The organism is Planktotalea arctica (assembly GCF_002105285.1).
GTDB lineage: Bacteria > Pseudomonadota > Alphaproteobacteria > Rhodobacterales > Rhodobacteraceae > Planktotalea > Planktotalea arctica.
The window spans coordinates 273,719-300,718 of record NZ_MUHR01000005.1; the positions used below are offsets into that span (position 1 = coordinate 273,719).

Sequence of the window (27,000 nt, forward strand, 5' to 3'; positions counted from 1 at the left end):
CATGCCCAGCATCTTGACCATCATCCTGAACTACAAAACGGCGGACATGACCCTGCAATCGGCAGAGGCAGCCCTGCGCGAAATGACCGCTTTGGAGGGTGAGATTGTCATCGTTGATAACGCCTCTGGCGATGGTTCTTTCGAGGCGATGCAGGCCCATGCAAGCGCTCAAGGTTGGGCGCGCGTGCGCGTGGTGCAATCGGAACGAAATGGTGGCTTTGGCGCTGGCAACAATGTCGGCCTGCGCCTTGGTCTCAGCGATGGTTCCAAGCCGGACTACTACTATGTCTTGAATTCTGACGCCTTCCCCGATGCGGGCAGTATCAAGGCGCTTTTGGACTACCTTGAAGCCCATCCAAAGGTTGGTTTTGCAGGCAGCTATATCCACGGCCTAGACGGCGCTGCACACCTCACGACTTTCCGATTCCCTTCGATCGCATCAGAACTTGAGGGTGCTGCGCGCTTTGGCCCGATCTCGCGTTTGCTTGCGTCCAAGCGCGTGCCGATCGATGTGCCCGACCGCACGCGCGAGGTGGATTGGCTTGCAGGTGCCAGTCTGATGATGCGCCGCGATGTGCTTGAGGATATTGGTCTTTTTGACGAAACCTTCTTTCTATACTTTGAGGAAACTGACCTCTGCCGCCGTGCCAAGCTGGCGGGCTGGCCAACAGTGTTCGTGCGGACAAGCGAAGTGACCCATATCGGGTCTGTTTCTACGGGGATGAAAACTTGGGCGCGCATGCCGCAGTACTGGTTCAATTCGCGCCTGCATTATTTTACCAAGAACCATGGCTGGCTCTACGCTGTGCTCGCCGTGAAAGCCCATGTGATCGGTGGCCTGCTCTGGCGCATTCGCCGCGCGCTTCAGGGCAAACCGCAAGCTGATCCAGATCATTTTCTGCGCGATCTGATCGTGCATGATACCCGCCATCTGCTTGCGCGCGCGCGCCCTGCAAACGCGCCGCATTTGTGCGATTTAAAGAGTGTTGGAGACAGTTGATGAGTGCCCCCCTAAGCGTGATCCTGATTGGTTCTGAAAGCCTGACAATCGAAGCGGGCCGCCAAATGCGCGCGCGCGGTTACAATCTGCACGCGGTCGTCACCCATAGCGCGGATGTGCGTAAATGGGTGGCGGGCGAAGGGCTGGATGTGCTGGGATTCGGCACCGGGCTCGCGGCGCGTTTGGGCGATCCGGTCGACTGGATATTCTCGGTCGCGAACCTTGAATTGCTCTCTGCGGATCTGCTGGCGCTGGGTCGTAAGGGCGCGGTGAATTTCCATGATGGCCCGCTGCCGCGCTATGCGGGTTTGAACGCGCCGGTCTGGGCCTTGCTCAATGGCGAGGTTCAGCACGGCATCACATGGCATATGATCGAGGGCGGCGTGGATGAGGGCCGCATCATAGCGCAGGAAATGTTCGATATTCGCGCCTCCGACACGGCCTTCACGCTTAACACCCGCTGTTTCGAGGCGGGGGTGCAAAGTTTTGCGCGCGTGCTGGACGCGGTCGAAAACGGTGCCTCTCATGCTCAAGTGCAAAACCTCGGCGAGCGCAGCTATTTCGCATTGGCCGAACGCCCCGATGGCTATGGTTTTGTCGATCACACCCATCCGCGCGATGACGCCTTGCGCCTTGTGCGCGCGCTGGATCACGGTCCCTATTGGAACCCGCTGTGCACCGCGAAGCTGCGCATTGGCAGCGCGATCTTGCACCTTGGCGGGGCGGAGATCGACGGCGCGCAGGGCCGTGCAGGCGAAGTTCTCGCGCTCGGAGATCAAAGCCTGATCCTCGGCTTTCCCGATGGCGCGCTGCGCTTTACGGGCGTTTCGGGCGATCTGGCAAGCGTGTCTGTCGGCGATCTGGCTGCGCTTCAAACCCCCACTGATGCGATCCATGCGCAAATGGCGAAAGCGGCAAAGGCGGATATATTCTGGCGCAGGCGCTTTGACTACTTCACGCCTTGCAGCTTGCCCTTGGCACAGCAAACGGGCCTGCAAGGCTGGCAAAACCTGCGCGTTGACACCGACCATATAGCGCATTTGCCAAGGGCGCTTTTGATACTGGCCGAGCAGATGACAGGCGGGCCTTGCGATATTGCATTGGGCATTGCGCGCGATACGCCGTTGATCTGCGCATGGGTTCCCCTGCGCGATGTGACGCAAATCGACGCCAAGCGCGAAAAGGGCGGTTTCGCTGTTGATCTGCTGATCCGCGATACGGCCCTGAGTGCGATCAAGGCGCCGCCGCTTGGCCTTGCGGATACGCCGATCAAGGCGAGCGCTGCAACGCTCTGTGGCAGTGATTTGCACTTTGATGCGGCCCGCCTTAGCCCAGAGGCGGCTGCGCTCATCGTCGCGCGCCTTGCTCATATCGCGTCGCACCTCAGCCATGGCGCCGTGCCGCGCGACATCCCCGCAGTACCGCCAAGCGAAGCGGAGTTGCTCGCGTCTTGGAACGCGACCGAAATACCGTTCGATCAGACTTGCCTGCCGCAAATGATCGAAGCGCAGGTGCGCAAAACGCCCGATCAAATCGCGCTGGTGGTCGAGGATCAATCCCTCACCTATGCAGAACTGAACACGCGCGCCAATAAGGCGGCGCATGTGCTGCGCGAGATGGGGGTTAAAGCCGATACGGTGGTGGGGCTGTATACGTCCCGATCGCTTGACATGCTCATCGGTGCGCTGGCTATCATGAAGGCGGGGGGGGCTTACGTGCCGCTTGATCCCGCCTATCCCGAACATCGCCTGATGGGCTATCTTGAGGACAGCGGCGTCGCAGTCATCGTCGCTCAAAGCGCGATATCTTCCTTCCTGCCTGCGCACAATGCCGAGGTTTTGGAGTTGGACCGTGATCCACGTATTGCGAAGGCCAGCGCCGAAAACCCAAGCCCACTTGCAGGGCCGGAAAACCTCGCCTATCTGATCTTCACTTCCGGCTCCACGGGTCGCCCCAAGGGGGTGATGGTCGAGCACCGCAACCTGAGCAATTTTTTCACGGGCATGGATCAACGCCTTGCCCATGATCCAGCGGGGACTTGGCTTGCCGTCACCTCGCTCAATTTTGATATTTCCGTGCTTGAGTTGTTCTACACACTCGCGCGCGGCTTCAAACTGGTCGTGACCTCGGATGAAGGCCGCGCAGTGCTGTCCAATGGTCCCGTCCTCAGCTCGGACGCTGAGATGGATTTTTCGATCTATTACTGGGGCAACGACGATGGCGCAGGGGAAAAGAAATACGAACTTTTGCTTGAGGGTGCGAAATTCGCGGACGCGCATGGCTTTTGTGCAGTCTGGACGCCCGAGCGGCATTTTCATGCCTTTGGCGGCCCTTATCCCAATCCCTCCGTCACGGGTGCAGCCGTCGCAGCGGTGACGAAAAACATCGGTGTGCGCTCGGGCTCCTGTGTCGCACCGCTGCACCATCCTGCGCGCATCGCAGAGGAATGGGCGGTCATCGATAATCTCACGAACGGGCGCGCAGGACTTGCCATGGCCTCTGGCTGGCAGCCCGATGATTTCGTGCTGCGCCCTGAAAATACGCCCCCCGACAACAAGCCCGCGATGATGGACACGATCGAGAAAGTGCGCAAACTCTGGCGCGGCGAGGCGGTTGAATTCCCCAAGGTTGACGGATCGATGCACGCGGTCATTACCCAGCCGCGCCCTGTGAGCCGCGAATTGCCCGTTTGGGTGACCACCGCTGGCAATCCTGAAACGTGGAAAGAGGCGGGGCGCATCGGTGCGAATGTTCTCACGCATCTGCTGGGTCAAAGCATCGACGAGGTCGCAGGCAAGATCACGCTTTATCACGAGGCGCTGCGCGAAGCGGGCTTTGATCCGCGCGATTTCAAAGTCACGCTGATGCTGCACACCTACATTGCTGAAACCCGCGAAATTGCCCGCGAAGTCGCGCGCGAACCGATGAAGGATTATCTGCGCTCTGCTGCGGGCCTCATCAAGCAATACGCCTGGGCTTTCCCCGCATTCAAACGACCTGAGGGCGTGGATAATGCGTTCCAGCTTGATCTTGGTTCGCTGGAAGAGGAGGAATTGGAGGGCATTCTTGATTTCGCCTTCCTGCGCTATTTCGAGGATTCTGGCCTGTTCGGCACGGTGCAGGATTGCGCCGCCAAGGTCGATGCGCTGAAACGCATTGGCGTGAACGAGGTCGCCTGCCTGATCGATTACGGCATCGGAACAGCGCAGGTTCTGGAAGGGCTGCGGCCCTTGGCAGAGGTGGTGCGCCGCTCCAATGCTGTGCAGAAGATGGCGGAGGATGATTTCTCCATCGCGGCGCAACTGGTGCGCCACAAAGTCAGCCATCTGCAATGCACGCCTTCGATGGCGCGGATGATCTGCATGAACGATGAAGCGCGCGGTGCGCTTGCCGGCCTGTCGCATATCATGGTGGGCGGGGAGGCATTGCCGGGCGCTTTGGTGTCTGAATTGAAGGCTGCCAGCGGCGCTGACATCACCAATATGTACGGGCCGACCGAAACTACGATCTGGTCGTCAACGCGGGCCGCGACGCAGCAGGGCACAGTTCCCCTTGGCCAACCTATTGCAAACACGAAGTTTTATGTGCTCGACGTCGCTGGCGCGCTTTGCCCGATCGGCGCTGCGGGCGAGCTGTGCATCGGCGGCGCAGGCGTGACGCGCGGCTATTGGCAGCGCGATGATCTGACGGCAGAGCGATTTGTGAGCAACCCTGATGGGGACCGCATGTACCGCACGGGCGATCTGGTGCGCTATACCGCATCGGGTGAATTGGAATTCCTTGGCCGCGTCGATAACCAGATCAAACTGCGCGGCTACCGCATTGAACTTGGCGAGATCGAGAGTGCTTTGGAAGCGCAAGCCGGTGTCACCCAAGCTGTCGTGATCGCGCGCGAAGATACACCCGGGGACGTGCGTTTGGTGGGCTATGTCACCGGTCAAGCGCTCGCGCCCGAAGGTATGCGCGCAGCGATGAAAGCCAAGCTGCCGCAGCATATGGTGCCCTCCGTGATCGAGCCGATCGAACACTTTCCCCTGACCCCGAACAAGAAGGTGGACCGTGCTGCTTTGCCTTCTCCGAAACCTGTGAAAAAGCATGAAATTGTGGCGACTATGGCCGCGTCCAGTGCGTTTGGCCCTGATGTCACCGTGCAGATTTCTGCAATTTGGAGTGGAATTCTTGGCGTGCAAGGCATCGCGCCGAGCGATAATTTCTTCGACATCGGCGGACATTCCTTGTTGGCGGTGCAGGCGCATCGCGAAATTCGTGACAAGTTGGGTGCGCAAATTTCGATTACGGATATCTTCCGCTTCCCCGTCCTATCCGCTTTGGTGGAGTGCGTCACTGCAAGTGGCGGGCAGGCGGCCAATATTGCAAGCACACCGCTGGCCGCCACGGGAACCGATGGGCCAAGCGTACGTGCAGAAGGACGCGTGGCTGCGATGGCGAAGCGGCGCGCGATGCGCGCGGCGCGTTTGCGCAAATGAGTTTGTCGATGGAACTTGAAGGTTTTTTGCCTGCTGGCGTGCAATTTACCCTGCGCGATCCGAGGCGAAATTATCCGCTGATCGGTGCAGAGCAGCAGGCCGTTGCTCGTGCGGTCACCAAACGCAAAAATGAATTCAGCGCGGGTCGTGACGGCGCGCGCGCCAGCCTTGCCGCCCTAGGCGTTGCGCTTTGTGAAATCCCTGTCGGTGTGCGCCGCGCGCCGGTCTGGCCGGACGGTATTTGCGGTTCGATCACCCATAGCGCTCACCTTTGCATTGCGCTCGCTGCGCGTAAAATTGAAATCGCGTCCATCGGGATTGACGCCGAGCCCGACGCTCCGTTGAAGCCTGAACTGCGCAGCGCCATCTTGCACGAGAGTGAGTTGCATGTGAGCGGCGCGGAGGCGATCGCGCTGTTCAGTATGAAAGAGGCCCTGTTCAAAGCGCTGTTTCCCATTAGCGGTGAGATGATGGGGTTTCATGATGCCAAAAGTGATGGTGCCAGCACGTTGACGCTCACGCGTGATATCGGGGTGTTCAAAGCTGGGGAAGGGTTCAAAGTATCGACGCTGCACAGCGAAAACCACGTTATTTCGTTCTGCGCACTACCGGGAGACAATGAATGATTAGGCGCATTTTTGCAAAAATTCAACGTGGCCTGCGCAAGCGCCGCTTTCTTGGGTCGAGCGCGCTTTTGCTCCTGCTATCGGCCTGCGGTCTGGTGCGCTGCACGCCCGATCCTATGCCGCGCGCGGCGTTCGATGCGCTCTACGAGGTGCCGCTGAATGCACCGGAAAACGGTCTGCGGGTCTTTCATCTGGGGCATTCTCTGGTCAATCGCAACATGCCCGACATGATCCGCCAAATGGCGGAACAACGCGGGATTACCCATGTCTACGAGAGCCAGATCGGATGGGGCACGCCGCTCAAATCCCATTGGGAGCCGAGCGAAGAGATTTTCGGCTTTGAAAAAGAGAACGCCCATCCGCGTTATCGCGATGTGACGCAGGCGCTGCGGAGTGACGATTACGACGCTTTCATCATGACCGAAATGGTCGAAATCCGCGATGCGATTAAACACTTTGATAGCGCCGAATATGCGCATAAATTTGCCAGCCTTGCCCGCGAGGGTCGCAGCGATGTGCGTGTTTACCTTTATGAAACATGGCATAATGTCGATGATCCCGAGGGCTGGCGCACGCGTCTCGAGCAGGATCGTACGCGTTATTGGGAGGACGGAATTTTGCGTCTTGCCCTAGCTTATGACACGCCGCCCCTGCCGATTTACGTGATTCCCGTGGGGCAGGTTCTGGCCGAGGTCGCGCGCCGGATCGAGGCGGGAACGCTTGAGGGGTTAAGCACCGCCGAGGCGCTCTTTGCCAAGAACGAGGACGGCACGCTGGATACGATCCATGTGGATCATCTGGGGAACTATATCGCTGCGCTGACTCACTATGCGGTGCTGTATCATCAAAGCCCTGTCGGCTTGGGATATAGTGTTAATTTATACGATGAAAATGACCTGTTTTCAGTGCTTTCACCACTTTTGGCCCAACAGTTGCAACAAATCGTATGGGATGTTGTTCGCCTTGATCCGATGACTGGGGTGATGCAAAAATAGGGAAACAGTTCGGGTGGATTGTTTCTGTGAAAATGGGACAAAATCTTGGTAATTTTTGCCTTTTTGATATACCTTTGACGGAGACGTATCGGCTGCCACCGATTCCGTGGGGGACTTTGCTGGCAGACCTATTCATAGGTTTGCCGCATAGGCGGGGCAATTGCCTCGTGTGCGATGACGTCAGATCGGCAGCGAGTTTTGATGGACCGGGGGCTATTGATTGGCTCTTGCTTGGAATGAATAGTCATGGCCGCGTGTTTGGCTAAGGAGAGTTGCTTTGGATCAGATCAGAACCGTCGGCGAGTTTTTCGGTGTGCTCAAGCGCCGCTTCTTCTTGATGGCGCTCATTATCGGATTGGGAACTTTGGCTGCGATTTATTACGCACTCAACCAACCTAGCCTCTATGAGACACATGCGGCTCTGCAGATCGAAAGTGCGTCGGTGTCCAGTCAATCCTCTGGCGTGGCTGCAGGCAACAACGGCGCGGCGCATCGCCTGACTTTGATCGAACAACGCCTCATGGCGCGCGAAAGTTTGGTGCGCGTTGTCGAAAAGCTGCAACTGTTCGGGGACGGACCTTTGATGCCACTGAACGAGAAAGTCGACGCGCTGCGTTCGAGCGTTCAGATCGTGCAGATCAAGGACGGCGCACAGGCTTGGCAACCCAACATCACCCCATCTGGCATGCTGATCACGGTTACCTTTGGTGATCCGGTTATGGCGGCGAACATCGCAAATGAATTCCTCGGCGCGGTGCTTGAGCAGAACCGAAAGCGCAAGGAAGAGCGCACGCAGGGCGCGCTTGCTTTCTTCACCAGTGAAGAGCAGCGCATCGGTGCAGACATCTTGAAGGTCGAGGAAGAAATAGCAATCTTCAAAAGCGCAAACTCCGATGCTTTGCCAAATGGAATTGCTTCGCAGCGTGACCAATTGGGAACCCTGCGCGAGACAGAGCTGGAGATAGATCGTGAGATTATCTCAGCATCCAGCAATACATCGCGCCAGCGTCAATCCGTTGTCGACCTGCAGATCGCGCGCCTGGAAGAACAGAAAGCGCTGATTTCCCAGCGAATTAATCGAATCGAAGCGGTGATCGCCGCCGCGCCAGAAGTAGAGCGGGAGCTGGGTTCGCTGAACCGCCGACTACGCCAGTTGCAAGATCAGTACAGCGTCATCACCACGGGCCGCGCCGAAGCGGAGATGGGCCAGTTGCTTGAAACGGCTGATCAATCAGAGCGTTTCGTTGTTTTGGAAACGGCGCTTGTGCCTGAATATCCGGTCTCGCCGAGCCGCAAGAAAATTGCCATACTTGGCCTCATCGGCAGTGGCTTTCTCGCTTGCCTCGTGGCGCTTGGCCTTGAAATGATGAACCCCGCCATTCGCACTAGCGCGCAACTCGAGCGTCAACTCGGCATGCAGCCGGTTGTGTCGATCCCCTACGTGAAAACCACCTGGGAGCAGCGCCGCCGAAAACTGGTTTGGATTACTGGATTGCTTGCACTGATCCTATCGGCTGCATTGCTGCTGCGCAGCTACGCGGCAAAAGGGTTGGGTGGAATGCTTAGTGGGCTCTTCAATCGCGAAGCAAAACCCTAGACAGAAAAATGGTGCGCCTTGCATCGGGCGCGCCATTTGTAACGAGACAGTCTTCGGGTAATTAGTAGCTGTAGTGACTGATCGACAGGCCTTCGGCCTTGTTTAGAATGACACCTAACAGTGGTTTGTCATCGCCAAAACGTCGCTTGAGTTCGCGAATTTCATTTGCCTTCGTCGTTCCGCCGCCAACAACCAGCAAAACGCCGTCATAGTGTTCGCGAAAGGCCATGACGTCATCGTGGTACAGCGCGGGGGGCATGTCGTAGATCACAACATCCGGTTCTAGTTCCGCTTCCATCTGTGCAATTGCATCGGAGGTCGCCGAAGATCCAAGCATTTCAGAGGCATAGGGTTCACGCGTGCTATTGAGCCCAAACGCAACGTTGGACCCGATCTTGAGCATATTCTGTCCCATACGTTTGAAGTGCCCCGCAACAGGCACGTTCCCACGCAGGAAATCTCCCATATCTCCCGGTTGATCGACGCCCAAAAGCGGCGCGACCGACGGATTGCGTAAATCGAGGTCCATGAGAACCGTGCGCAGGCGTTCCTGTCGTGACAGGCTGATGGCGAGATTGGTCGAGATAAAGGTCTTTCCGCAGTCCTTTGTTGGTGAGGTGATAACGACCCGGCGCCACCCTTTTTCGGCAAGGCCTTGAACCAAGCGTGTGCGCAGCACATCGAAGGCAACATGCGCAGGATTATGGCGGCTTGCACTTATAATACGGTTCTGCTCCAGATGGGCTTCGTTCACTGGAATACTGGACAAGCGATCCCACGTATCCGGTGCCATCTCTTGCGGAGCTTGGGATGTCATCGGCTTGATAAGGCGGCGACGCATTTCGGCCGCTTCGGTTTCGGACAATCGCATGCCGCCGCTGGAAAACCTGCGACGGGTTCCAGTGTTCTGCGTTTCTAAATCCACACGTCTGGAATTTTCGTTGCTCATAACCTGCCTTCGTCCTTTTTTGCGCGCATCGGAAACGATACGCGCATTTGCCCTACCATAGTCTAAAAAATCAGGCGAAATCATGTCACCGCAAGGGGCAGAGCGTGAAACCTTGCGCAATTTCTTGTGAGTGTTGGCTCAATAGCCCAGCAAATTGGCCTCGATGATGCCTTTCCGGACAAAGGCGGTGCGATCACTTTCCGGCCGCCAGCCCAGTCGTTCCTTGCTTTGTCTGTTGTCGAAGGGGCTGAAATGCGCGCGCGACTTCCAATCCATTAATGAGGGGCGCAGCACGGCATGGCGGCGCAGCGCGTGTTTCTTCAGCTCGTATTTCACCGCATCCACGGCCCAGAAAAGGGTCGGATTGCCCCCTTTGACTTTGACCCGTGCCCCAAGCGCGCCGTAGATCGCATCGAAATATTCGCGCGCGGTGAACTGGATATCCCCCACCAGATTGAACGATTGCCCAAGCGCAGCGGGCGCGTGGCCCATGGCGATCAATCCCGCACTCACATCTTCGATCAGAACAAAGGGCAGCTTGTTGTTGCCCGCGCTCCAGAGCCGGACCGCGCCCGCGCCATGCCAACGCCCGATGCCCCAATGTTGCAGTGGCCCCCCTGCACCGATCACGATGCCGGGCCGCGCGATAGTCAAAGGCAGGCCGCGCTCAGTGTGCATTTTCATCAAGCGGCGCTCGCATTCCGCCTTGGAGCGCGCATAAAGATTGCGATCGGACATATCATCGTCAAACGCGGTATTCTCGCGAATGGTCACTGCCTCGCTCGACATATCGTAGGACGCGATTGTGCCGGTGTAGACCAACCGCTCGACGCCAGCCTCCAGCGCGGCTTCGGCGATATTCACCGCCACGCCGACATCATTTTGCAGGCACAGCTCCCACGTCGTATCCATGGATTTTGCAAGGCTGTAGACTAGTTCTATGCCCTTCATTGCCTTGATCAGTGCGGCTTTGTCTTTCAGATCGACGCCAACAGTTTCCACTTGATCGGGCAGATCGGGGAACGGTCCGCGTGTGCCGCGCGAGAGCACGCGCACATCATGTCCTTTAGCCACCAAAGCGCGGGTGAGATGCGAGCCGATAAAACCTGTGCCGCCGATGACCATCACATTAGGCTTGGGTTTTCGCGTTTGCGCCGGATGCACATGCGTTTCGGCACCTTGCGCAGGCAGGCGCTTGATCACCTGTTGCAAAGCGTCCATCACCCTCACGCCGCTCGCCGCGCTGTAACGTGGATCAATCGCAGATTTTTCGCGCAGGGCCGTGTAAAACGCATCGGTGATCCCGAGAAAACTAAGCCCGTAGGCGGACTTTCGGTTCAGCGACAGCGTTTGACGCACGGCATTCACCGCCCCCTCGCGCAAGTGCGCAAAAGACTGGGTTAACTGGCTCACCAGCGGGTTCACGATCAAGTCCGCCGCATTCTCAGAGCGGATCATCAGCGCATCCGCCGCATAATCATATCGCGCCATTCCGTTCGAGCCACGCAGCGTCAGCGAGCGATCGTCAAGCGTTTCGACCGTGCTCAGGTTCACCGTGATATCCACATGCCCCGCGCGCGCCAGAATGCGCCAGCTTTGCGCGCGCTCTGTGCCGCCCGGCAATTCAGTTGGATGGCTCAGATGCACATCCAGCACCTCGATCTCGCCAAACAGATCAGCGGCGAAGGCAAACAGATGCGGGGCAAGTTCCAGCAAAAGGTTCTTCGGTTCACGCAGCATCCACAGCCCGAACGGGCCCGAGCGCAGCGGCGCAAGTGGGAAGCACCAGTTGAACTCCGCCGCACTGATGCGCCCGATCTTGCCCGCCGCACGCGCGGCTTTAAGGCGCGCGTAGCCCGGCAAGCTCAGGAAATTATGTCCAACGGCCAGTAGGCTACCGCTCTCCTCGGAGGCCCGCGCCATTGCGCGCATTTCATCCGCTGAGACCGCGACAGGTTTCTCCACCAGCACGGCGACACCTGCGCGCAGCGCCCTTTCAGCCAGATCCGCATGGAACTGGGGCGGTGTCAAAATATGCACCGCATCCACCTTGCCGGAGGCGAGCATCGCATCGACGTCCGTAAATACCTTTGCGCCGTGCGGCGCCGCCAGATCGCGCGCAGCGCCTTGCGATACATCGCACACCGCCGCGAGCCGCACGCCCGCCGTCTGTTTGATCGCATCCGCGTGCCAGGTCGCGATATATCCAGCGCCGATGATCCCGGCGCGCAAGGGGCTACTCATAAAACTATCCTATTTATACTCGATAATGCGCATCGCGTGGCCTGCACGCTTGCGCCAATAATAGCGGATCATGCCCAGCATGTTGGGCAGTTTCGACAGCGACAAAAGCCCCGCGAGTTGATAAAGCAGCGGCCGCTCTATCACCCCTTCGCGCTTGAGGCCCAAAAGGGTGCGCCCGTAGGACAGCGCGTAGGCCAATATTACACCCAGCAAGAGCATGCCGGAAAACAGCAAGCCCAGCAGCGCAAGTGCGGGAAGGATCGCGCCGAACACCAGCACGCGTTTGCGCTCTCGGGTGAAGTAGGGCGGATGCAGATCACCGACCTGCGCAAAGCCGTGGCCGGATCGCTCCGCGCGCTTCCACCATTCGCTGAAATGCAGCATATTGGCATCGTGCAGGGTCATGTTTTCGGGAATGCGCAGCAATTGCCACTGCGCGCCCGCAAGGCGTTGGCAAAACTCGTCGTCCTCGGCTGCGATCACCGTCGGATCGAAGCCACCCACATCATCAAACGCCGCGGCGCGCACCATCATATCACCGCCGCAGGCCTTGATCAGCCCGACCGGACGGTTCCACTCCACATCGCACAGCGCGTTATAAATCGAATTGTCCGGATAAATCTCGCGCCGCCAACCGGTGACAAGACCAAGGGCGGGGTCGTCTCTCAGTTGTGCACTGGCTTTCGCGATCCAGTCAGGCTCTACGCCGCAATCGCCGTCGATGAACTGCACCAGCCCGCAATCGGCGATTTCCATCAACGCCTCGAATCCCTCATTACGTGCGCGCGCCGCTGTGAAGGGGGTTCGCGTATCAAGCTGCACGACCCGCGCGCCGATGGAGTGCGCGAATGCCACGCTATCATCGCGCGATCCGCTGTCCACATAGACCAGATGCGCAACTTGCGGCGCAAGGCTGGTAAGGCACCGCTTGAGGCGCGCACCTTCGTTGCGCCCGATGACGACGGCTCCGACAAGGCTCATGTGGTTCTCCTCACGGGTAGGTCTGGTGTTGGGCTTTTGTGATAGTGCGCCAGAATTTCCGCAAGCCAAGCGCCCTCGAGGGCGATGTTGAACTCTGCGCTGACCTTTTCGCGCCCTGCTTTTCCCATACGCGCGGCACTGTTCGGATCGCTCAGAAGCAGCGCGATCGCATTGGCGAGCGAAGCGCTATCGCCTGGCGGCGTCAATAGTCCATGCACGCCATGCTCGATCAATTCGGGAATGCCTGCCACATGGGTCGTGACCACCGGCACCTCGGCCGCCATGGCTTCCATCAACACCACGGGAACGCCCTCGGCGAAGCTGGGGAGCACGAAAATATCGGTGGTTTTGAGCGCTGTCGCCACCTCTGCCTGACTTTTGTAGCCGGTGAAATCTGTAATATCTGCCAAGCCCATCTCTTTCGCGCGCGCTTCCAGCATCGCCCGTTCGGGCCCGTCCCCGATAAAGGTGAGGCGCAGATCAGAGTGGTCCTTTTGCAGCGCACGAAGTGCGTCGAGCAACACAGGCACGCCTTTGACACCCGCCAAACGCCCGATAAACAACACCTCTTTTCCGCGTGTGCGCGCGCGCGGCGTGTAGCGTTCAGGCTCGATCCCGCAATGCACGATATGCAGTTTGGACCAATGTGCGCACTCAGAGAAATTCATCGCCTGCGCGCGGCAAAAATGGCTGATGCAGGCGACGAAACGCGCCGATGCAATCTTGGCGTCGAGCCGCCAGCGATGCGGCTCGAAAAAGATGTCGGGACCGTGCAATGTAAAACTGTAGGGAATTCCGCTTAGCGTGCTCGCCAGCATCGCGACGGTGCAGGATGCGGCGGCGATGTGGTTGTGCAAATGCGTGATCCCGCAGCTTTGCATGTGCCGCGCCAGCATGCCGGCCTCTGCGAAATAGATCATCTGATAAAGCGCGGCCTTGCCCCCCGGCGCGCGCGTATCCCAAGCCTGCTTCAACGCCCCGAAATACCGCTTCGGGTTTTGAGCGAAGAGGCCCACATGAGCGCCAAGGAGCCGCATCGGATTTTTCGCCGCCTCAAGCACATGAAACGTGCGTTCCGCCTCTGCGCGCTGCTCTGGCCCGACATGATGGCTGGGGTCCGTGCGCCGGATTGAGCAGGTTTCAACCTGCAGTCCAAGCGCGCGCAAGGCTGCGACCTCGCGCTGAATGAACGTGTCTGTCGCGCGCGGGTATTCACCGGTCAAATATGCGATGGGGCCAACTTCATTCATCGCGCATCGCCCGATTTATCAAGACCTCAAAGGCTGGCATCTTCACCTCATCGAACTGGGCGCGCATCAACGTATTGTCATAACCCAGTGGCTTCATGCGTGCATGCAGCACGCGCCGCCGTAGCAGCCCTGGACGCCTCTTCCAGAAACCCAGAAGCGTGCCGGGACCTACGAAAATCTGCCAGGGGCATGGGATAACCAGCTTTGGCCAGCCCGATGCGCTTAGCGCCGAAATAAAGCGGATACGATCGGGCAGATCGCTATCCAGCACATTGACCGCGCCACGCACTTTTTTCTCGGCTGCGCTGACGGCGATTTGCGCCGCAAGCTCCACATGCACCAGCGGAACTTGTCCGTGCGCAGCAAGGCGGAGCAGGATAGGTCCGAGCCCGATGCCCAGATGTGCGTTCGTGATCCGGCCTGCGCCATAGATCGCTCCGACGCGCAGCACGCTCGCATCTGGCCTCGCGTTTGTGATGATTTCTTCTTGCGTCAGCTTTGCGCGCACATAGCCATCGCGTTGTTCTGGCGCGGTCTCGATCGGGCTGTTTTCGTCGACGATAGCACCGACTTTGAGCGCTGCGAAATCATAGATCACGATGGAGCTGACATGCACCAGATGCGCGCCTAGCCCCTCTGCCAAGGCGCAGACAGAGCGCGCGGCAGGCAGGCTGGAGCGTTTATGCAGCGTCCAGTCGTCACTCATCTCCGAAGCTGCGTGTATCACTGAATCTGCGCTCTTGATCTGCTCGAGCAATGCTTTGGCTGCACCGTTCTCTGCAAGGTCCTGGGCAATGCCGCTTGCACCGCTGCGCACCACCTGCGTCACGCGGTGCCCGCGCGTCTGCGCCACCCTCACGATCGCGCGGCCCAGATAGCCCGCCGCGCCGGTCACGACGAAATGTTGCGCGCTCACTTTGCCCATGGCATCGGTTCCATCATCGCGCATGTGGTTTCCATTTGTTGAACGCCGTGCGTGCGCCCTGCGTTTTGTATCGCAAGTGTGACCTCGTTCAAATGCAGCGCAAAATCACCCGCAAGACGCGGCGCGCGCCCTGCCTCGATCGCTTCCAGCATTTCCATCGGGCCAAGCGCGAAATTCATCTCTGCCGCGCCCCAGCGTTTGACCTTGGGATGGCTTGCGCCGCCAAGTTTGATCCGCTTTCCAATGGGATGCTCCAGCAAGCGCCGCCGCAGGATCATGCGTTTGTGAAACTTCACGGGCGCGGAGTTGGCCCATGCTTTCTTGACGCTCAGAACACCCTTTTCACCGAACATCCGGATACGGTGATCATGTGGTGCGGTGATCGAACAGGTCAGGCGTACAGGCGGTCCGCCGTGCTCAAAAAACAATGTGGCGACGGAAAAATCGGCTGTGCCCTGTGCCCCCGGTTTGTCGGGAATCGTCTGTGCTGAGGCGGCGATCACCTCGGCAACGGGGCCGAACATCGCGATCAGCCAGCTCAGATAATAGCCCGCATGCTCCAGCGTGCAGCCCACGTGAAATTCATCGGCAAAAGGCCAGGGCGCACCGCTCTCGCTTTGCCAATCCTTATAGGGCGCTTGGGGGATATAGCCGTCATCCAACTCTGCATAGATCAGGCGAATAGCGCCAGCGGTCCCGCTTCGTGCGGCCTTGGCCAGTGTTTGCGCGGCTTCGCCCAAGACCGAGCAGGGCGCGCAGGCCAGATGTAGGTTCGAACGCGTTGCCAACTCCTGCAAATCGCGCGCATCGTTCATGCTCAAGGCGAGCGGCTTTTCCGAATAGGCGTGATGCCCCGCCTGCAAAATCGCGCGGTTGACGGCGCTATGGGCGGCGGGGTTTGTCAGGTTCAAAACGATGCTGCCTTTGGGCAAGTCATCCAGCAGCGCGCCTTGCGTCGATGCGCCGTTCAACGCCCAATAGCTACAAAACTGTGCCAAACGCGCTGAATTGGTGTCGTAAACGCTTGAAATCCGCTGATTTGGAAAGCTGGCAAAAGAGCGCATATAGAGATCGGCCACAAAGCCGCACCCGATGATCGCTATCTCCGTCATGCCCGTCACCCAAGAATTGCTGGTATCTGTTTACCATTTGCCCCAATCAATTCACCACACAATCATGGCCATTCTTGGGCCGATCTGGAAAAATCGGTACATTGGCGTGATAATTCTGGCGCAATTGGCCATCATAGGGTCAAACGCAGGTTCAAGAGTCGAAAAGGGGCGCATTTTGCGGCTGACTGGAAAAAATTTCGCGGTTGATATCAATGTCGCAACGCACGCCGATCTGATGGCGCAGGTCACGCACCGCTTTGAAGGCAAACAAGGCTTCGCGCTGGCCACGATCAATCTTGATCACGTGACAAAACTGGAAAGTTCTGCGCCGTTTCGCGTCGCCTATAGCGCGCAGGATCTGGTGGTTGCGGACGGCAATCCGATCGTCTGGTTGTCGCGCCTTGCCAAGGCTCCTGTCGATCTGATGCCGGGCTCTGAACTGGTCGTGCCCTTGGCGCGTCTCGCAGCGTCCGCTGGCGTGAGCGCCGCGCTCATCGGTAGTTCCAAGGCCTCGCTCGAAGCGGCTGGCAGGGCTCTCCAAGCGCAATCGAAGGGCCTGCAAATCGCCTACATTCACGCGCCTGAGTTCGGGTTCGACCCCACTGGAGAGGCTGCGCGCGCAATTCTGAAAGAGCTCGATGCAAGCGGTGCTGGGCTGGCTTTTCTCGCGCTGGGCGCGCCGAAACAGGAGGTGTTCGCGGCTTTGGGCCGTAAACTTGCGCCGCGCGTCGGCTTTGCGTCTATCGGCGCTGGCCTCGATTTTCTGTCAGGCACGCAAGTGCGCGCGCCCAAATGGGTGCGCAGGATTGCGATGGAATGGTTCTGGCGTATGGCTAGCAATCCGCGCCGCATGTTCATGCGCTACGCGCATTGCGCACTTGTCTTGCCGGGCCTTGCATGGCGCGCCTACAAGAGCCGCTAGATCGGGGTGATTGTCCGTGGCTTTGGTGCTCGGCTGAAGGTTAACGCAGCCTTTAGCCTGCGCTTCAAGCGGCTTCCGCCCAAAATTTCGCGATCCATTTCAAAGGTCGTTCCCGTCAGCGCAGGATCGTGCATGAGCGCCAGCGCCGCGCCCCATCCGGCAACCACCTCGGGCGCGAGACCATTCTCGATCCCCATTTGCGTCGCCAGCATGCCGGGCATCCAATCCCCGACGACAATATCGGGAAACCGATCGCCGATATCCGCGATCAGAGCGCGCGTGAAAATTCGCGCCGCACCTTTTGAGGTGCTGTATTCGCTGCTCATCGGCAGGGGCGACATATCGGCAAAAGTCGCCACATTCAAAATGCGCCCGACGCCATCGCCCACCATATGAGGCAGGGCCGCTTGCACTGTGTTAACCATGCCGCCAAGATTTATGCCCATCGTCTCCATGAATGCACCTTGGGGCAGATCGAGGATGTCGCGACGCGGATAAATCGCCGCGTTATTAACCAAGATGCGAACTGTGCCTAGCCGCTGCACGATCTGCGCTGTGCAGGCGTGAACTGCCGCGGCGTCAGCCACATCGCAAACAAAGGAATGGATCAGATCGGGATGCGCGCTGGCTGTCTCAAGCAGCGCTTTTTCCTGGCGCCCCATGATTGCGACGGGCGTGCCTTTTGCAGCCAACTTGCGCGCCAATGCGCGACCGAGACCCGAGCCTGCGCCCGTCACGATTGCAGGTCCGTTTGCGATGGTTTGCGATGGTGTCATGTGCTGGCCTCTTTCAGAATATGCTCGCCCACGCGCAACGCGTTCGCGGCGATTGTCAGCGATGGATTTACGCCGAAAGACGTGGGCATGAAGCTGCTATCAACGACCCAAAGATTGCTCAGATCATGGGCCTTGCAATTCACGTCAAGCACGGAGGTTTTCGGATCATTCCCGAACCGCAAAGTGCCGCAGGGATGGCCGAAATTCAATTCCGGTTGCAGGGATAAAAACAGCTTTCGGTGCACTCGGAATGCGCGCCTGATCGCACGGCGAAACGCACGACGACGCGCTTTGAGTTCAGGGGCGATGGTGTATTCGACGCGCAGATGATCGGGGCTTTTTGGGTCAAAAACAACGCGGTTCTCTGGGTAACCAAAGTCCTCAAGAAGGCCGACGAATACCTTTGCATTGCCAAGCATTCGAACCGCGATCGCGGCTGGAATACGCGTTAGGTCATGACTAAGCGGTACGTGGCGCAGGGGCGAGCGCGCCAGCATAAGCCTAAGATAATGCAGAATTTCACCGTAGCCTGCGCCGGTCCCCATGCTTTGCACCGTGCCAAAACGCGCGCCGCCTTGATGATAAAGATCGCGCAGGGAAATTGCCTTGCTCGCGCCGTCCCCCGCGTGCGCTACCTTGGGCCAAAGCGCAAACATTTCATTGAGGTGAAACATCAAATTGCGCCCCACCAGCCCGCTGGAATTTGCCAAGCCTGCGGGCTTGGAGGCAAGCATCAAATGGGCTGATCCAAGCGCGCCGCCTGCAAGGATCACACGTTTGACGCTCAGCGAGTGCTCCACGCCGTCACGCTTGATCGCAAGGCGCGTTGCACGCCCTTTGAAACTCTCGATCCCGGTGACTTCGGCGCGATCCAGCAAGGCCGCATTGCCGCTGGCAAGGGCAGGTTCGACCCCTGCGGACCGGCCGTCCATTTTACACGCCTTGGGGCATTTGGAGCCGAGGCACCCATGGCAGCCCTGCACATATTTGATCGCCGAATGCAGCCTGTAGGGATGCAGTCCCGCCTGCTGCATTTCGCCCATCAATCCCGCATCGCTCGCGTCCAGTTCCGGCGCTGCGCGCAGGGCCGCTTGGGGCTCGGGCGACAAGGGATCAGGCGCGCCGCAGACGTGATACATTGCCTCGGCGCGCGCATACCAAGGCTGCATTTCATCGAAACTGATCGGCCACTTCGCATGGGGGTGATCGTCCATATCATGCCGCTCCGGCCGCTCCAGAGTGGCCGCGTAGAATGCGGAACTCCCCCCGACGCCGGCCCCAAGCGGCGCGAAAAATTTACTCTCCTTGCCGTCAATTTTCGCGCGCAGCGGCGTCGGCCAAAACCCTCGCAAACTGCGAGCTTCAGGGGTGAACACCTTGCTATGCAGGGCTTGGCGTTCACTACGATGACCCTTTGGACCCTTCTCCAGGAAAAGTACCCTCATGCCGCCCTCGGCGAGGGCGCGCCCGATCGTGCCGCCGCCCATCCCCGTGCCGATGATCACTGCATCCCAGTCTTGATCAAGCAGGGCGCACGTCATTGCTGGGCCGCCAGCGCGAAGAGAGGCGCGAACAAGCTGCGAATGCGTATCGCGGCGGAATTGATGATGTGGTTGTTGTCGAAATATTGAGCCTTGCCGCCGTGCAGCGCTGAGCATGTGGTGTCAGAGCAAAAGAAGGGCGCAGGATCAAATAGGGTGACGCCGTCCGTCGCCATCGCTTCCAAAGCGGGGTCCAACCCCGCAGTGCGCGCCTTATGCGCGCTTAGGGGAAGGGTGGTCGCAGCGCTCAGATTGTCAGCTGACAATCGATTTCCTGCAAGCGCGCGTGCAACTTGGCGCGAGTCGTAATTGCCGATTTCAGGGATCGCCCGCAGGAGCGCAACGTCACTTCCAACTGCCTGCAGCGCACGCGTCGTCGCATGCAAACCCTGCGCAAATTGCGCATTTTGCAGCCCGTCAAACCCTAAGACTTCAAGCGCGACCCTATTTCCCGCGTCCAATCCTACACCGCCGCCATTCGTGTAATACCCCCAACGCCCGAGCAGTAGAACGCGCGCGAAGGGGCGTTCCAAAAGCGCCGTTTCGATCTGCGCATTGGCCTGCGTACAAGCCGTGTCTTGCACGGGCGTCGCGGTTGTTTCGTCCTTGATCAAGCCGAACACGGGCGCACATCCAGCGCGCCAGATCAGCAGGGCGGGGGCGTCTGCCTCATAAGCTGCGCGTTCCAAACCTTCCTTGAGCGCGCGTACATGGCTATCGCCCCAAATCAGGATTTTAGCCTCGCCCTCAGGTCCGATCGGGCAGACCTCCAAGCCGATCAATGGGCCGCGCTCTGGCACGGTGCAGCGCGACCAGTCTTGCAGGAAATCGGCTGATGCTTCGATATGGGTGCGCAGGGGTGGATCGAACCGATCCAGCATTCCGTCCTTGGTGAAAATAAAACCACCCACTGCGACAAGCGCGGCGCTAAACACCGCCGCCGCGCCAAATGTAGGCCAAGCGGTTATCTTCGAGCGGCGCACAGGGCGCTCGACAAAGCGCCACGACAGATAAGCAAGTTTGAGACTGAGCCCAAGCCAGAATGCGGTTTCCAGCCAGCCTGAATACCCCCCACGATAATAGCTGGAGAGCGTGAGAACAGGCCAATGCCAAAGGTAAAGCGAGTAGGAAATCAGCCCGATGCCCACAGGTAGCGGGCGCGCCAAGGCGCGATTGATCCAGTTGTTGTCCTGTCCATTGGCGATGATCAAAACCGTCCCAAGCACAGGGAATATCGCGTGCCAGCCGGGAAAACTGGCACCAGCCGGAACAAGTGCGATGCTGGCAAGGATCATCACAAGGCCAATGAGACTTAATGCTGGGGAGCGGGGGATCAGATCGGCGCGGCGCTGGGTCTCGATCGCGAGCAAAACGCCTGCCAAAAGCTCCCATGCGCGAAACGGGAACAGATAGAATGCAGCAGGTTGCGAGCGCTGGGTCATCCAGATGCAAGCGATGAGGGACAGCGCGAAACTTGCCCAAAGCACAGCGCGCAAGCCGAAGGGGCGGCGCATGAGCAACACCATAAGTATGGGCAGCACGATGTAGAACTGTTCTTCAACCGAGAGCGACCAGGTGTGCAGCAGCACTTTGTCCTCGGACGCGCTGTCGAAATACCCTGCCTCGCGAAAGAAATTGACGTTGGACAGATAGACCGTCGCCGCGATCAGGGATTTGCCAAATTCGCGAAACTCGAATGGCAAAAGCACGGTGTAGCCGACGATCAGCGCCGCAACGGCCATGGCGAAATAGGCGGGCGCAAGTCGCTTGATACGACGCATGTAAAAGCGTTTCAGATCAATCGTTTTGCGGCTCTGGGCCTCGCGCCAAAGCAAGCCGCCGATCAAAAATCCGGAAATCACGAAGAAGATATCGACGCCGACAAAACCGCCTTGCAGCCCAGAAACGCCAAAATGATAAAGCACGACCGCCAGTACCGCGATTGCGCGCAGACCGTCTATTTCGCGGCGATAGGGTGGAGGTATCTGGGTACTCATATGCACAGTCTAACAAGGGGCTCTCAGGGCGTCGCCTGTGAAATGAACGCCTTTTGTGGCGATTTCATGGAAGGGGTTTCGCAAATTGCGCGAAGCGCCTAGTTTGCGCGTGAACGAGTGAGACGCACGATGCAAGACAGCCCTGATTTGAATGTTTCGGCTAGTGTGCCGGATTGGAGCCGCGAGGCTGTGCGCGGATTTTGGGATCCGGGGCAGAAACTGCTGCGCTCGATCAGGCGCTATCAGGCGGCGCACGCGCGTGGTGGTGTGCTTGGAAAATTGACGTGCAAGCGCTGGGCGCTCTCGCATCTGTTCTGGTCGACGATCACCCAATGCGAAATCCATTTGAACACGCAAATCGAGGGGGGGTTGCGCCTCACGCATCCTACGGGAATCGTGATCCATCCTGATGCCAAAATCGGCCCGAACTGTATGATTTTCCAACAGGTGACCTTGGCAGGGGCGGTTGTTCTGGGTGGTCATGTGGATATCGGGGCAGGGGCGAAACTGCTAGGGCCTTTGAGCGTGGGCCATGATGCGCGCATCGGGGCCAACGCGGTGGTGACGGGGGACGTGGCCGCGGGTCAAACGGTCGTCGGTATTCCCGCACGTCCGATTTAGGGGGGGGGCGTCTTTTTCTAAAAAAATCGGGGCGCTTGGCCGGTGTTTTCAAGCCAGTCATAGACCTGCAAGATTTGCTCCGCTTTGCGCTCCCATGTGAAATGGCTTTGCACGCGTGCGATCGCCGCATCGCCCATTGCTGGCAGCGCGCTGTGATCTTTGCAAAGTGCTGTAAGGCGTGCTCTGAAATCGTCAACAATCTTGTCGCGCCTGCCAAGCGGCACTTTCATACCCCAAGCATCACTGACCAATTCGCCCGGGCCTGCGTAATCCACAATCAGGGGCACCGCGCCAAGCGCCATCGCCTCTAGAACTACCCCGCCGCCGAATTCGCGGATCGAGGGAAATGACAGCAGATGGCAGGTTTTCAGCACGCTTTGCACGTCTTCATGCGCCATCCACCCGCGCCACGTGACGCCCTGATCGCCGCGTGCCTTGAGCGGCTCCAGCATCGGTCCGTCGCCGATCATTTCGATTTCGAGCGCGCCGGAGGCAAGCAGGGGTGCTGCCGCGTCCAGCAGCATGTCAGGGCCTTTGTAGGGCACCATGCGCCCGATGAAGCAAGCGCGCAAAGGGCCGTCCTTGGGCGGAGCTGCACGCCCTGTGAAACGGGCAGGATCAATGCCATTCTCGGGCAGGTAGATACATTTTTCGCGATAGCGCGCAGGCACTTCGCTGGCGGTATGGTGCGAGCCTGTCAGGATCGCACTGGCATATTTTAGCGTCGCCTTGCGCCCCGGCATAGCCTTGTAGGCAGAGCGCAGATAGGACAGCCATTCGCGTTCGCGCCGCCGCTCGCTATCAAACCCCTTCGGCCATGGCACACCGCCATTGAGCGGGCCAAGTATGAACGGCACCCCCGCGCGCGCGCATTTGGCGGCGAGAGGGCTGGAAATCGTCGGGCTAAGGGGCGTGATGCGATGCACGACGTCATACTCGCCCGCCTTGATCGCGGCGCCGAAGCGCTGCCAGATCAGGCGTTCGAAATAGGGATAGCTTAGCGCGTTGATCACTTGCAGCGTAGTAAACCCCTTGCCTTGCCCCATGCGCAGCTTTTCCCCAAGCGCCCAGAGCGGGCGCGCGAAAGCCTCAGAATCGATTGCGGTGAAATCGACACCCTCGATCAAGCCCGCACGCAAAAACGCATCGCGGTTGCGTACCTGGGTGACGATATGCGCGTCGCATTTGGCGGCGATGGCTGTCGCTAAAGACCAGCCCACCAGCGGCACGCTGACCCATTCGGGGTTTGCCGCTTCGGCGATGATCAGGACGCGTTTCAAGCGGCTCATCTACAAAATCGTCCGCCAGCGAAACGGCTCCATCCCCGGCGTATTTGCGATGCGCTCTGCGCGCAAAGATTCCGCGTAGCCAATCAGGGCCCCCGAAAACAGCCAAGTAAGCGGGGTCAGCGTCGCGTTGGGTATCATGTCGAGCACGTTGATCGCCAGCAAAAGCGAAATCGCGCCCGCATAGGGCGTGATCGAAGCGCCGAAACTCGGCTTGGCTTCGCGCCAGATCATGAAAATCGGCAAGGTCAAAAGTCCGAACTCCGCAAGGAAGCCGACCCAGCCGTAAACGCCAATCGCAATGATCCAGCGTCCGTCCGTCACGGTCAGCAATATGCCGCTGACAGGATCAAGAATATGATTGCGCCCCCAACTGCCCCAACCGAACAGGGGTTTGAGCATGGCGCGCTCCATCAGGATAATTTCATTGTCGAAGCGAAACTTTAGCGAGGCAGAGCGATCCTCGCTGACGGCTGCGGCCTGATCCAGCATCCATTGCACGGGCACCACGTCAAACCCTTTGAGCAGTGGATAGCCGACGGCAAGCGCCGCAACGAGCGCCGCGATCTTGATCTGCGCATTGCGCTTGAATAGGAGGATCACGGGGATCAGGAACACGGCGAAAATCAGTGAACCCATGGATTTGCACAGCACCAGAACGACCAACATATAGGCGCCTGCGCAATAGGCCATCAGCCTTTCCTTGCCTGATTCCGCCTTGGCAATGGCAAGCGCGGCGATGACCACCGTCATGGCAAAAAGTGCGACCCAGAGGCCGTGATAAAGGAACACCAAGGGGCGATAGCCACCAAAGCGCACCGATTGGCCGAAGACGTGCTGGAAATAGCCGTAAATCCATGTGTTGAGTTGCGGGCTGAGGCGGATTTCAATCAGCATCAACAGCGAATAGGCGAGGCCGCTGAATACGAATATCTTGAGGATTTCTTTCTGGCTTGCCGCATCTACAAGGAACTTACGCGCGATCAGAAAGGGGATGACGGTGATGAATTGCAACATGCACAGCGCCAACATGTCCGTCATGCCAAGCCCGCGAATACCGACCTGGCCATAGAACACTGGCTCACCGTTGGTGAGAACCGTGAACATCGGGCTAAGTATGAACGTGCCAAGCACGATGCGCGGCAAAAGCGTGTCGGGCATCAAAGAACCGCGATGTCCATACATGAAAAAGCAGATCACAAAGACCGAAAGACTGGGAATCGTATCCTTGTCGAAGGCGGGCAATAGCGGGAAATCAAAGCCCGCAGGGGGTGGCGGCAAGATCAGATAGCCAGCGACGATCGCCCAGATGAACGCCTTTTCGACGGGCAAGCGGCGAAACATCACCAAGGTGACTAAGGGCCAGATGGCCAGCATCCCGAATGCGATGATATTCGGCATTGTCGCGCTTTCGTCCTTTTGCCTTGCGCAGATGCGCCCCGATTTCGTTATGCTTTATAGGCGCGCAAAAGCGGCGACACTATGACACCAGCACGGATGCGCGCAAAAGTGACCGAAGTTTCGATCTGGCCTCGCAAATGCCACGTTTGCCTCATAGCTTTCGGGCATGACAGATCGCTCTCTCAAAATCGCCTATCTTTGCGATATCACACCGCTCGATGCAAACCTGTATTCGGGTGGTAATGCGCGCATGTACCATGCGCTTCGCCGGCACGCGGGCGAGGTCACGATCCTGAGCAATTCATGGCATCTGGTAGAGCCTTTGCGCCGCCTTGTGCATCGGCTTCCTGAAGCGATTAACCTGCGCCTGCGCTGGCGCTTGCATTTGGTGCTGGGTCGCTTGATCGCCCGTGATTTGCGCCGCGAGCTAGCGCGCGGCGATTTCGATGTGCTGTTTTGCGCCTATTCGATCCAGTCGCTCGCAGGGCTTGGTGCGACGCCGAATATGGTCACAGCCTTCACCACGGATGCGACACCGACCACCTATAAGCGCTCGCTGGTGGGACAGAGCTTTGGCTCGATGCTTTCGATCTCGCGGTATTTCGATCCTTGGGTTGCTGCGCAGGAAAGGCGGATTTTAGCAGAAACGGACCTACTTTTACTTCCGAGCGATTGGCTGAAGGAGGGGATTGAGGAGAGTTTCGCCCTTCCCGGCGACGCGCATCACGTGGTGCCATGGGGCGCCAATATCGGCGAGGTCGCCGCATTGGACAAGATTGCTCCGTTGCGCGCGGATGCCGTGATCGAGCTTTTGTTCATGGGCCGTGACTGGCATGCCAAAGGCGGCCCGATCGCGCGCGATGTGCTTGATGCGTTGATTGCACGGGGGCACAAGGCGCGGCTGACCATTCTGGGATGTTATCCCGATGGGATGCAGGAAAGCGATACGATCAGGATCATTCCGCAACTGGATAAATCTAAGCCCGAGGAGATGGCCCGCTTTGCGGCGCTCTTTCGCAGCGCGCATTTCCTGATCAACCCCTCCTTCGAGAGCTACGGTTTCGCCTATTGCGAGGCTTCGGCCTATGGGCTGCCCTCGCTCTCGTTTCGTGTCGGCGGCGTTCCGGTGCGCGATGGAATAAACGGCCATGCACTGCCGCTTGGCACGGATGGAGACGGGTTTGCCGCGGTGATTTCAGAGTATATCGCAAATCCGTCCGCGCATAAGGCTTTGCGCAAATCTTCGCGGCGCGAATATGAAGAGCGTTTGAATTGGGATGCTTGGGGTCGGCGCGTCTCACAAATCTTGCGAGACGCGGTCAGGTCTAAGGGCTAGTATCCGGTTCCCGCGAACACGACGCCGACAGTCTTGACCATCACCTGCAAGTCCGTGCGAAGCGACATGGCGCTGAAATAGGACGCATCGAACGTGGCGCGCTCGGCAAAGCTGCTCTCGTTGCGAGAGGATGTCTGCCAGAAACCAGTGATGCCGGGGCGCATCGCATAATATGCGACGCCCGGGTAAAGCATGCGTTGGTCCAGCATCATGGGGCGCGGCCCAACGAGGGACATGTCGCCGCTGAAAACGTTGAACAGTTGCGGCAACTCGTCGATAGACGTTTTGCGAATAAAGCGGCCAATCGGGGTGATACGAGGATCGTTCTTCAGCTTTTGGGTCAGATCCCACTCACGGCGCGCCTCGGAATTAGATGCTAAATACTCCTCAAGCACAGCGTCCGCGTTGGGAACCATGCTGCGCAACTTCCACATTCTGAACGCGCGGCCGTTCTTGCCGATGCGACTTTGGCGGTAAAAAGGGTTGTGGCCGTCGCGCATAACGATCAAGGCGAAAAGAGCCACGATGATCACCGCAGGAAGCGCAATTACGAGCGCCAGAGCGAGATCAAGTGCGGGCTTGATAAAAGATGCGTAAATCGATTGCGTCTGCAATTCGGAAGTTGCCCGCGGCAGTCCGCTGATGATGTCGGCGTATGTGTTCAAACGCCTATCATGTGATGCCATGTGTCCGATCCCCTCAACACATCTTGCGGCTACAGTGCCGCATACTAAAAACATTGATGATTGCTTTTTGCTCGGCGGCCAGCAGCGGCTCGCAAGGCGTGATTGGGATAATGTCCAATCTGGGCAAACATCTTTTCACCATTCTGTGTGCAATAGGTTTGACAGCTTGCAGCTTTGAATAATGTGTTGAAAACTTGTCTCAACGTCTTATCAATTGCACGAATTCGACACTTTCGTCAATGTTTTGCTTGCGTTGTCGGGCTGCTCA

20 protein-coding genes are annotated in these 27,000 nt (G+C 58.5%); 8 read left to right on the top strand and 12 right to left on the bottom strand.

The features are described 5' to 3' along the window. The first annotated feature begins 1 nt into the window (after position 1). The 5 genes from B9P63_RS05965 to B9P63_RS05985 all read left to right on the top strand — a co-directional run bounded on the left by B9P63_RS05965 (position 2) and on the right by B9P63_RS05985 (position 8,705). On the top strand, positions 2–1,000 hold the full coding sequence (locus B9P63_RS05965; RefSeq protein WP_085307638.1) for a glycosyltransferase family 2 protein: 999 nt from the start codon (positions 2–4) through the stop codon (positions 998–1,000). Continuing rightward, positions 1,000–5,487, top strand: coding sequence for a MupA/Atu3671 family FMN-dependent luciferase-like monooxygenase (locus B9P63_RS05970; protein WP_085307639.1), 4,488 nt, complete (start codon positions 1,000–1,002; stop codon positions 5,485–5,487). Before B9P63_RS05965 ends, B9P63_RS05970 begins: the two co-directional genes overlap by 1 nt. A gap of 8 nt (positions 5,488–5,495) precedes the next feature. Continuing rightward, positions 5,496–6,113 carry a 4'-phosphopantetheinyl transferase family protein gene (locus B9P63_RS05975; protein ID WP_176219108.1) on the top strand — a complete coding sequence of 206 codons (618 nt, stop codon included), beginning with the start codon at positions 5,496–5,498 and terminating at the stop codon, positions 6,111–6,113. Then, entirely contained in the window at positions 6,110–7,108 is a 999-nt protein-coding gene (locus B9P63_RS05980) for a hypothetical protein (protein WP_245830562.1), read from the top strand. The genes B9P63_RS05975 and B9P63_RS05980 overlap by 4 nt, the downstream gene beginning before the upstream one ends. Positions 7,109–7,385: 277 nt before the next feature. Next, positions 7,386–8,705: a GumC family protein gene (locus B9P63_RS05985; protein WP_085307641.1), complete on the top strand. Its 1,320-nt coding sequence runs from the start codon at positions 7,386–7,388 to the stop codon at positions 8,703–8,705. Positions 8,706–8,766: 61 nt separating this feature from the next. On the opposite strand, the gene B9P63_RS05990 is transcribed toward B9P63_RS05985, so the two are convergent. The 6 genes from B9P63_RS05990 to B9P63_RS06015 form a co-directional block, all read right to left on the bottom strand. Continuing rightward, positions 8,767–9,654 carry a CpsD/CapB family tyrosine-protein kinase gene (locus tag B9P63_RS05990; protein ID WP_245830564.1) on the bottom strand — a complete coding sequence of 296 codons (888 nt, stop codon included), beginning with the start codon at positions 9,652–9,654 and terminating at the stop codon, positions 8,767–8,769. A gap of 138 nt (positions 9,655–9,792) precedes the next feature. Further along, complete coding sequence (locus tag B9P63_RS05995; protein ID WP_085307643.1) at positions 9,793–11,898, bottom strand: NAD-dependent epimerase/dehydratase family protein; 2,106 nt, start codon at positions 11,896–11,898, stop codon at positions 9,793–9,795. A 9-nt stretch (positions 11,899–11,907) separates the two neighbouring features. Continuing rightward, positions 11,908–12,879, bottom strand: a complete 972-nt coding sequence (locus B9P63_RS06000) for a glycosyltransferase family 2 protein (RefSeq protein WP_085307644.1) — start codon at positions 12,877–12,879, stop codon at positions 11,908–11,910. Next, the gene (locus B9P63_RS06005) at positions 12,876–14,129 is read right to left on the bottom strand and encodes a glycosyltransferase (RefSeq protein WP_085307645.1); all 1,254 of its coding nucleotides are present in this window, start codon (positions 14,127–14,129) and stop codon (positions 12,876–12,878) included. Before B9P63_RS06005 ends, B9P63_RS06000 begins: the two co-directional genes overlap by 4 nt. Continuing rightward, positions 14,122–15,078 (bottom strand): NAD-dependent epimerase/dehydratase family protein, encoded by a 957-nt coding sequence (locus tag B9P63_RS06010; RefSeq protein ID WP_085307646.1) that lies wholly within the window; start codon positions 15,076–15,078, stop codon positions 14,122–14,124. Before B9P63_RS06010 ends, B9P63_RS06005 begins: the two co-directional genes overlap by 8 nt. Continuing rightward, complete coding sequence (locus tag B9P63_RS06015) at positions 15,042–16,166, bottom strand: Gfo/Idh/MocA family protein (RefSeq protein ID WP_085307647.1); 1,125 nt, start codon at positions 16,164–16,166, stop codon at positions 15,042–15,044. The genes B9P63_RS06010 and B9P63_RS06015 overlap by 37 nt, the downstream gene beginning before the upstream one ends. On the opposite strand from B9P63_RS06015, the gene B9P63_RS06020 reads away from it, so the two are divergent. Then, entirely contained in the window at positions 16,147–17,088 is a 942-nt protein-coding gene (locus B9P63_RS06020; protein WP_342743562.1) for a WecB/TagA/CpsF family glycosyltransferase, read from the top strand. The genes B9P63_RS06015 and B9P63_RS06020 overlap by 20 nt on opposite strands. On the opposite strand, the gene B9P63_RS06025 is transcribed toward B9P63_RS06020, so the two are convergent. From B9P63_RS06025 to B9P63_RS06035, 3 genes are read right to left on the bottom strand one after another with little or no spacing between them, the layout of a single operon-like run. Continuing rightward, positions 17,085–17,864: an SDR family oxidoreductase gene (locus B9P63_RS06025; RefSeq protein ID WP_085307648.1), complete on the bottom strand. Its 780-nt coding sequence runs from the start codon at positions 17,862–17,864 to the stop codon at positions 17,085–17,087. The genes B9P63_RS06020 and B9P63_RS06025 overlap by 4 nt on opposite strands. Further along, positions 17,861–19,405, bottom strand: coding sequence for a GMC oxidoreductase (locus B9P63_RS06030; RefSeq protein WP_085307649.1), 1,545 nt, complete (start codon positions 19,403–19,405; stop codon positions 17,861–17,863). The genes B9P63_RS06025 and B9P63_RS06030 overlap by 4 nt, the downstream gene beginning before the upstream one ends. Then, the gene (locus tag B9P63_RS06035; RefSeq protein ID WP_085307894.1) at positions 19,402–21,402 is read right to left on the bottom strand and encodes an acyltransferase family protein; all 2,001 of its coding nucleotides are present in this window, start codon (positions 21,400–21,402) and stop codon (positions 19,402–19,404) included. Before B9P63_RS06035 ends, B9P63_RS06030 begins: the two co-directional genes overlap by 4 nt. Positions 21,403–21,531: 129 nt before the next feature. On the opposite strand from B9P63_RS06035, the gene B9P63_RS06040 reads away from it, so the two are divergent. Next, positions 21,532–22,023, top strand: coding sequence for a serine O-acetyltransferase (locus B9P63_RS06040; protein WP_085307650.1), 492 nt, complete (start codon positions 21,532–21,534; stop codon positions 22,021–22,023). Between the two features lie 17 nt (positions 22,024–22,040). Here B9P63_RS06040 and B9P63_RS06045 read toward each other — a convergent pair whose 3' ends face one another. Continuing rightward, complete coding sequence (locus tag B9P63_RS06045; protein WP_085307651.1) at positions 22,041–23,312, bottom strand: glycosyltransferase family 4 protein; 1,272 nt, start codon at positions 23,310–23,312, stop codon at positions 22,041–22,043. Continuing rightward, complete coding sequence (locus B9P63_RS06050) at positions 23,313–24,710, bottom strand: hypothetical protein (protein WP_085307652.1); 1,398 nt, start codon at positions 24,708–24,710, stop codon at positions 23,313–23,315. It abuts the gene before it with no gap. A gap of 166 nt (positions 24,711–24,876) precedes the next feature. On the opposite strand from B9P63_RS06050, the gene B9P63_RS06055 reads away from it, so the two are divergent. Continuing rightward, a complete protein-coding gene (locus B9P63_RS06055) occupies positions 24,877–26,046 on the top strand; it encodes a glycosyltransferase family 4 protein (RefSeq protein WP_085307653.1) in 1,170 nt (389 codons plus the stop codon). Here B9P63_RS06055 and B9P63_RS06060 read toward each other — a convergent pair. Beyond that, complete coding sequence (locus tag B9P63_RS06060; RefSeq protein WP_085307654.1) at positions 26,043–26,732, bottom strand: sugar transferase; 690 nt, start codon at positions 26,730–26,732, stop codon at positions 26,043–26,045. The two genes, B9P63_RS06055 and B9P63_RS06060, sit on opposite strands and share 4 nt — an antisense overlap. Positions 26,733–27,000: the final 268 nt, after the last annotated feature.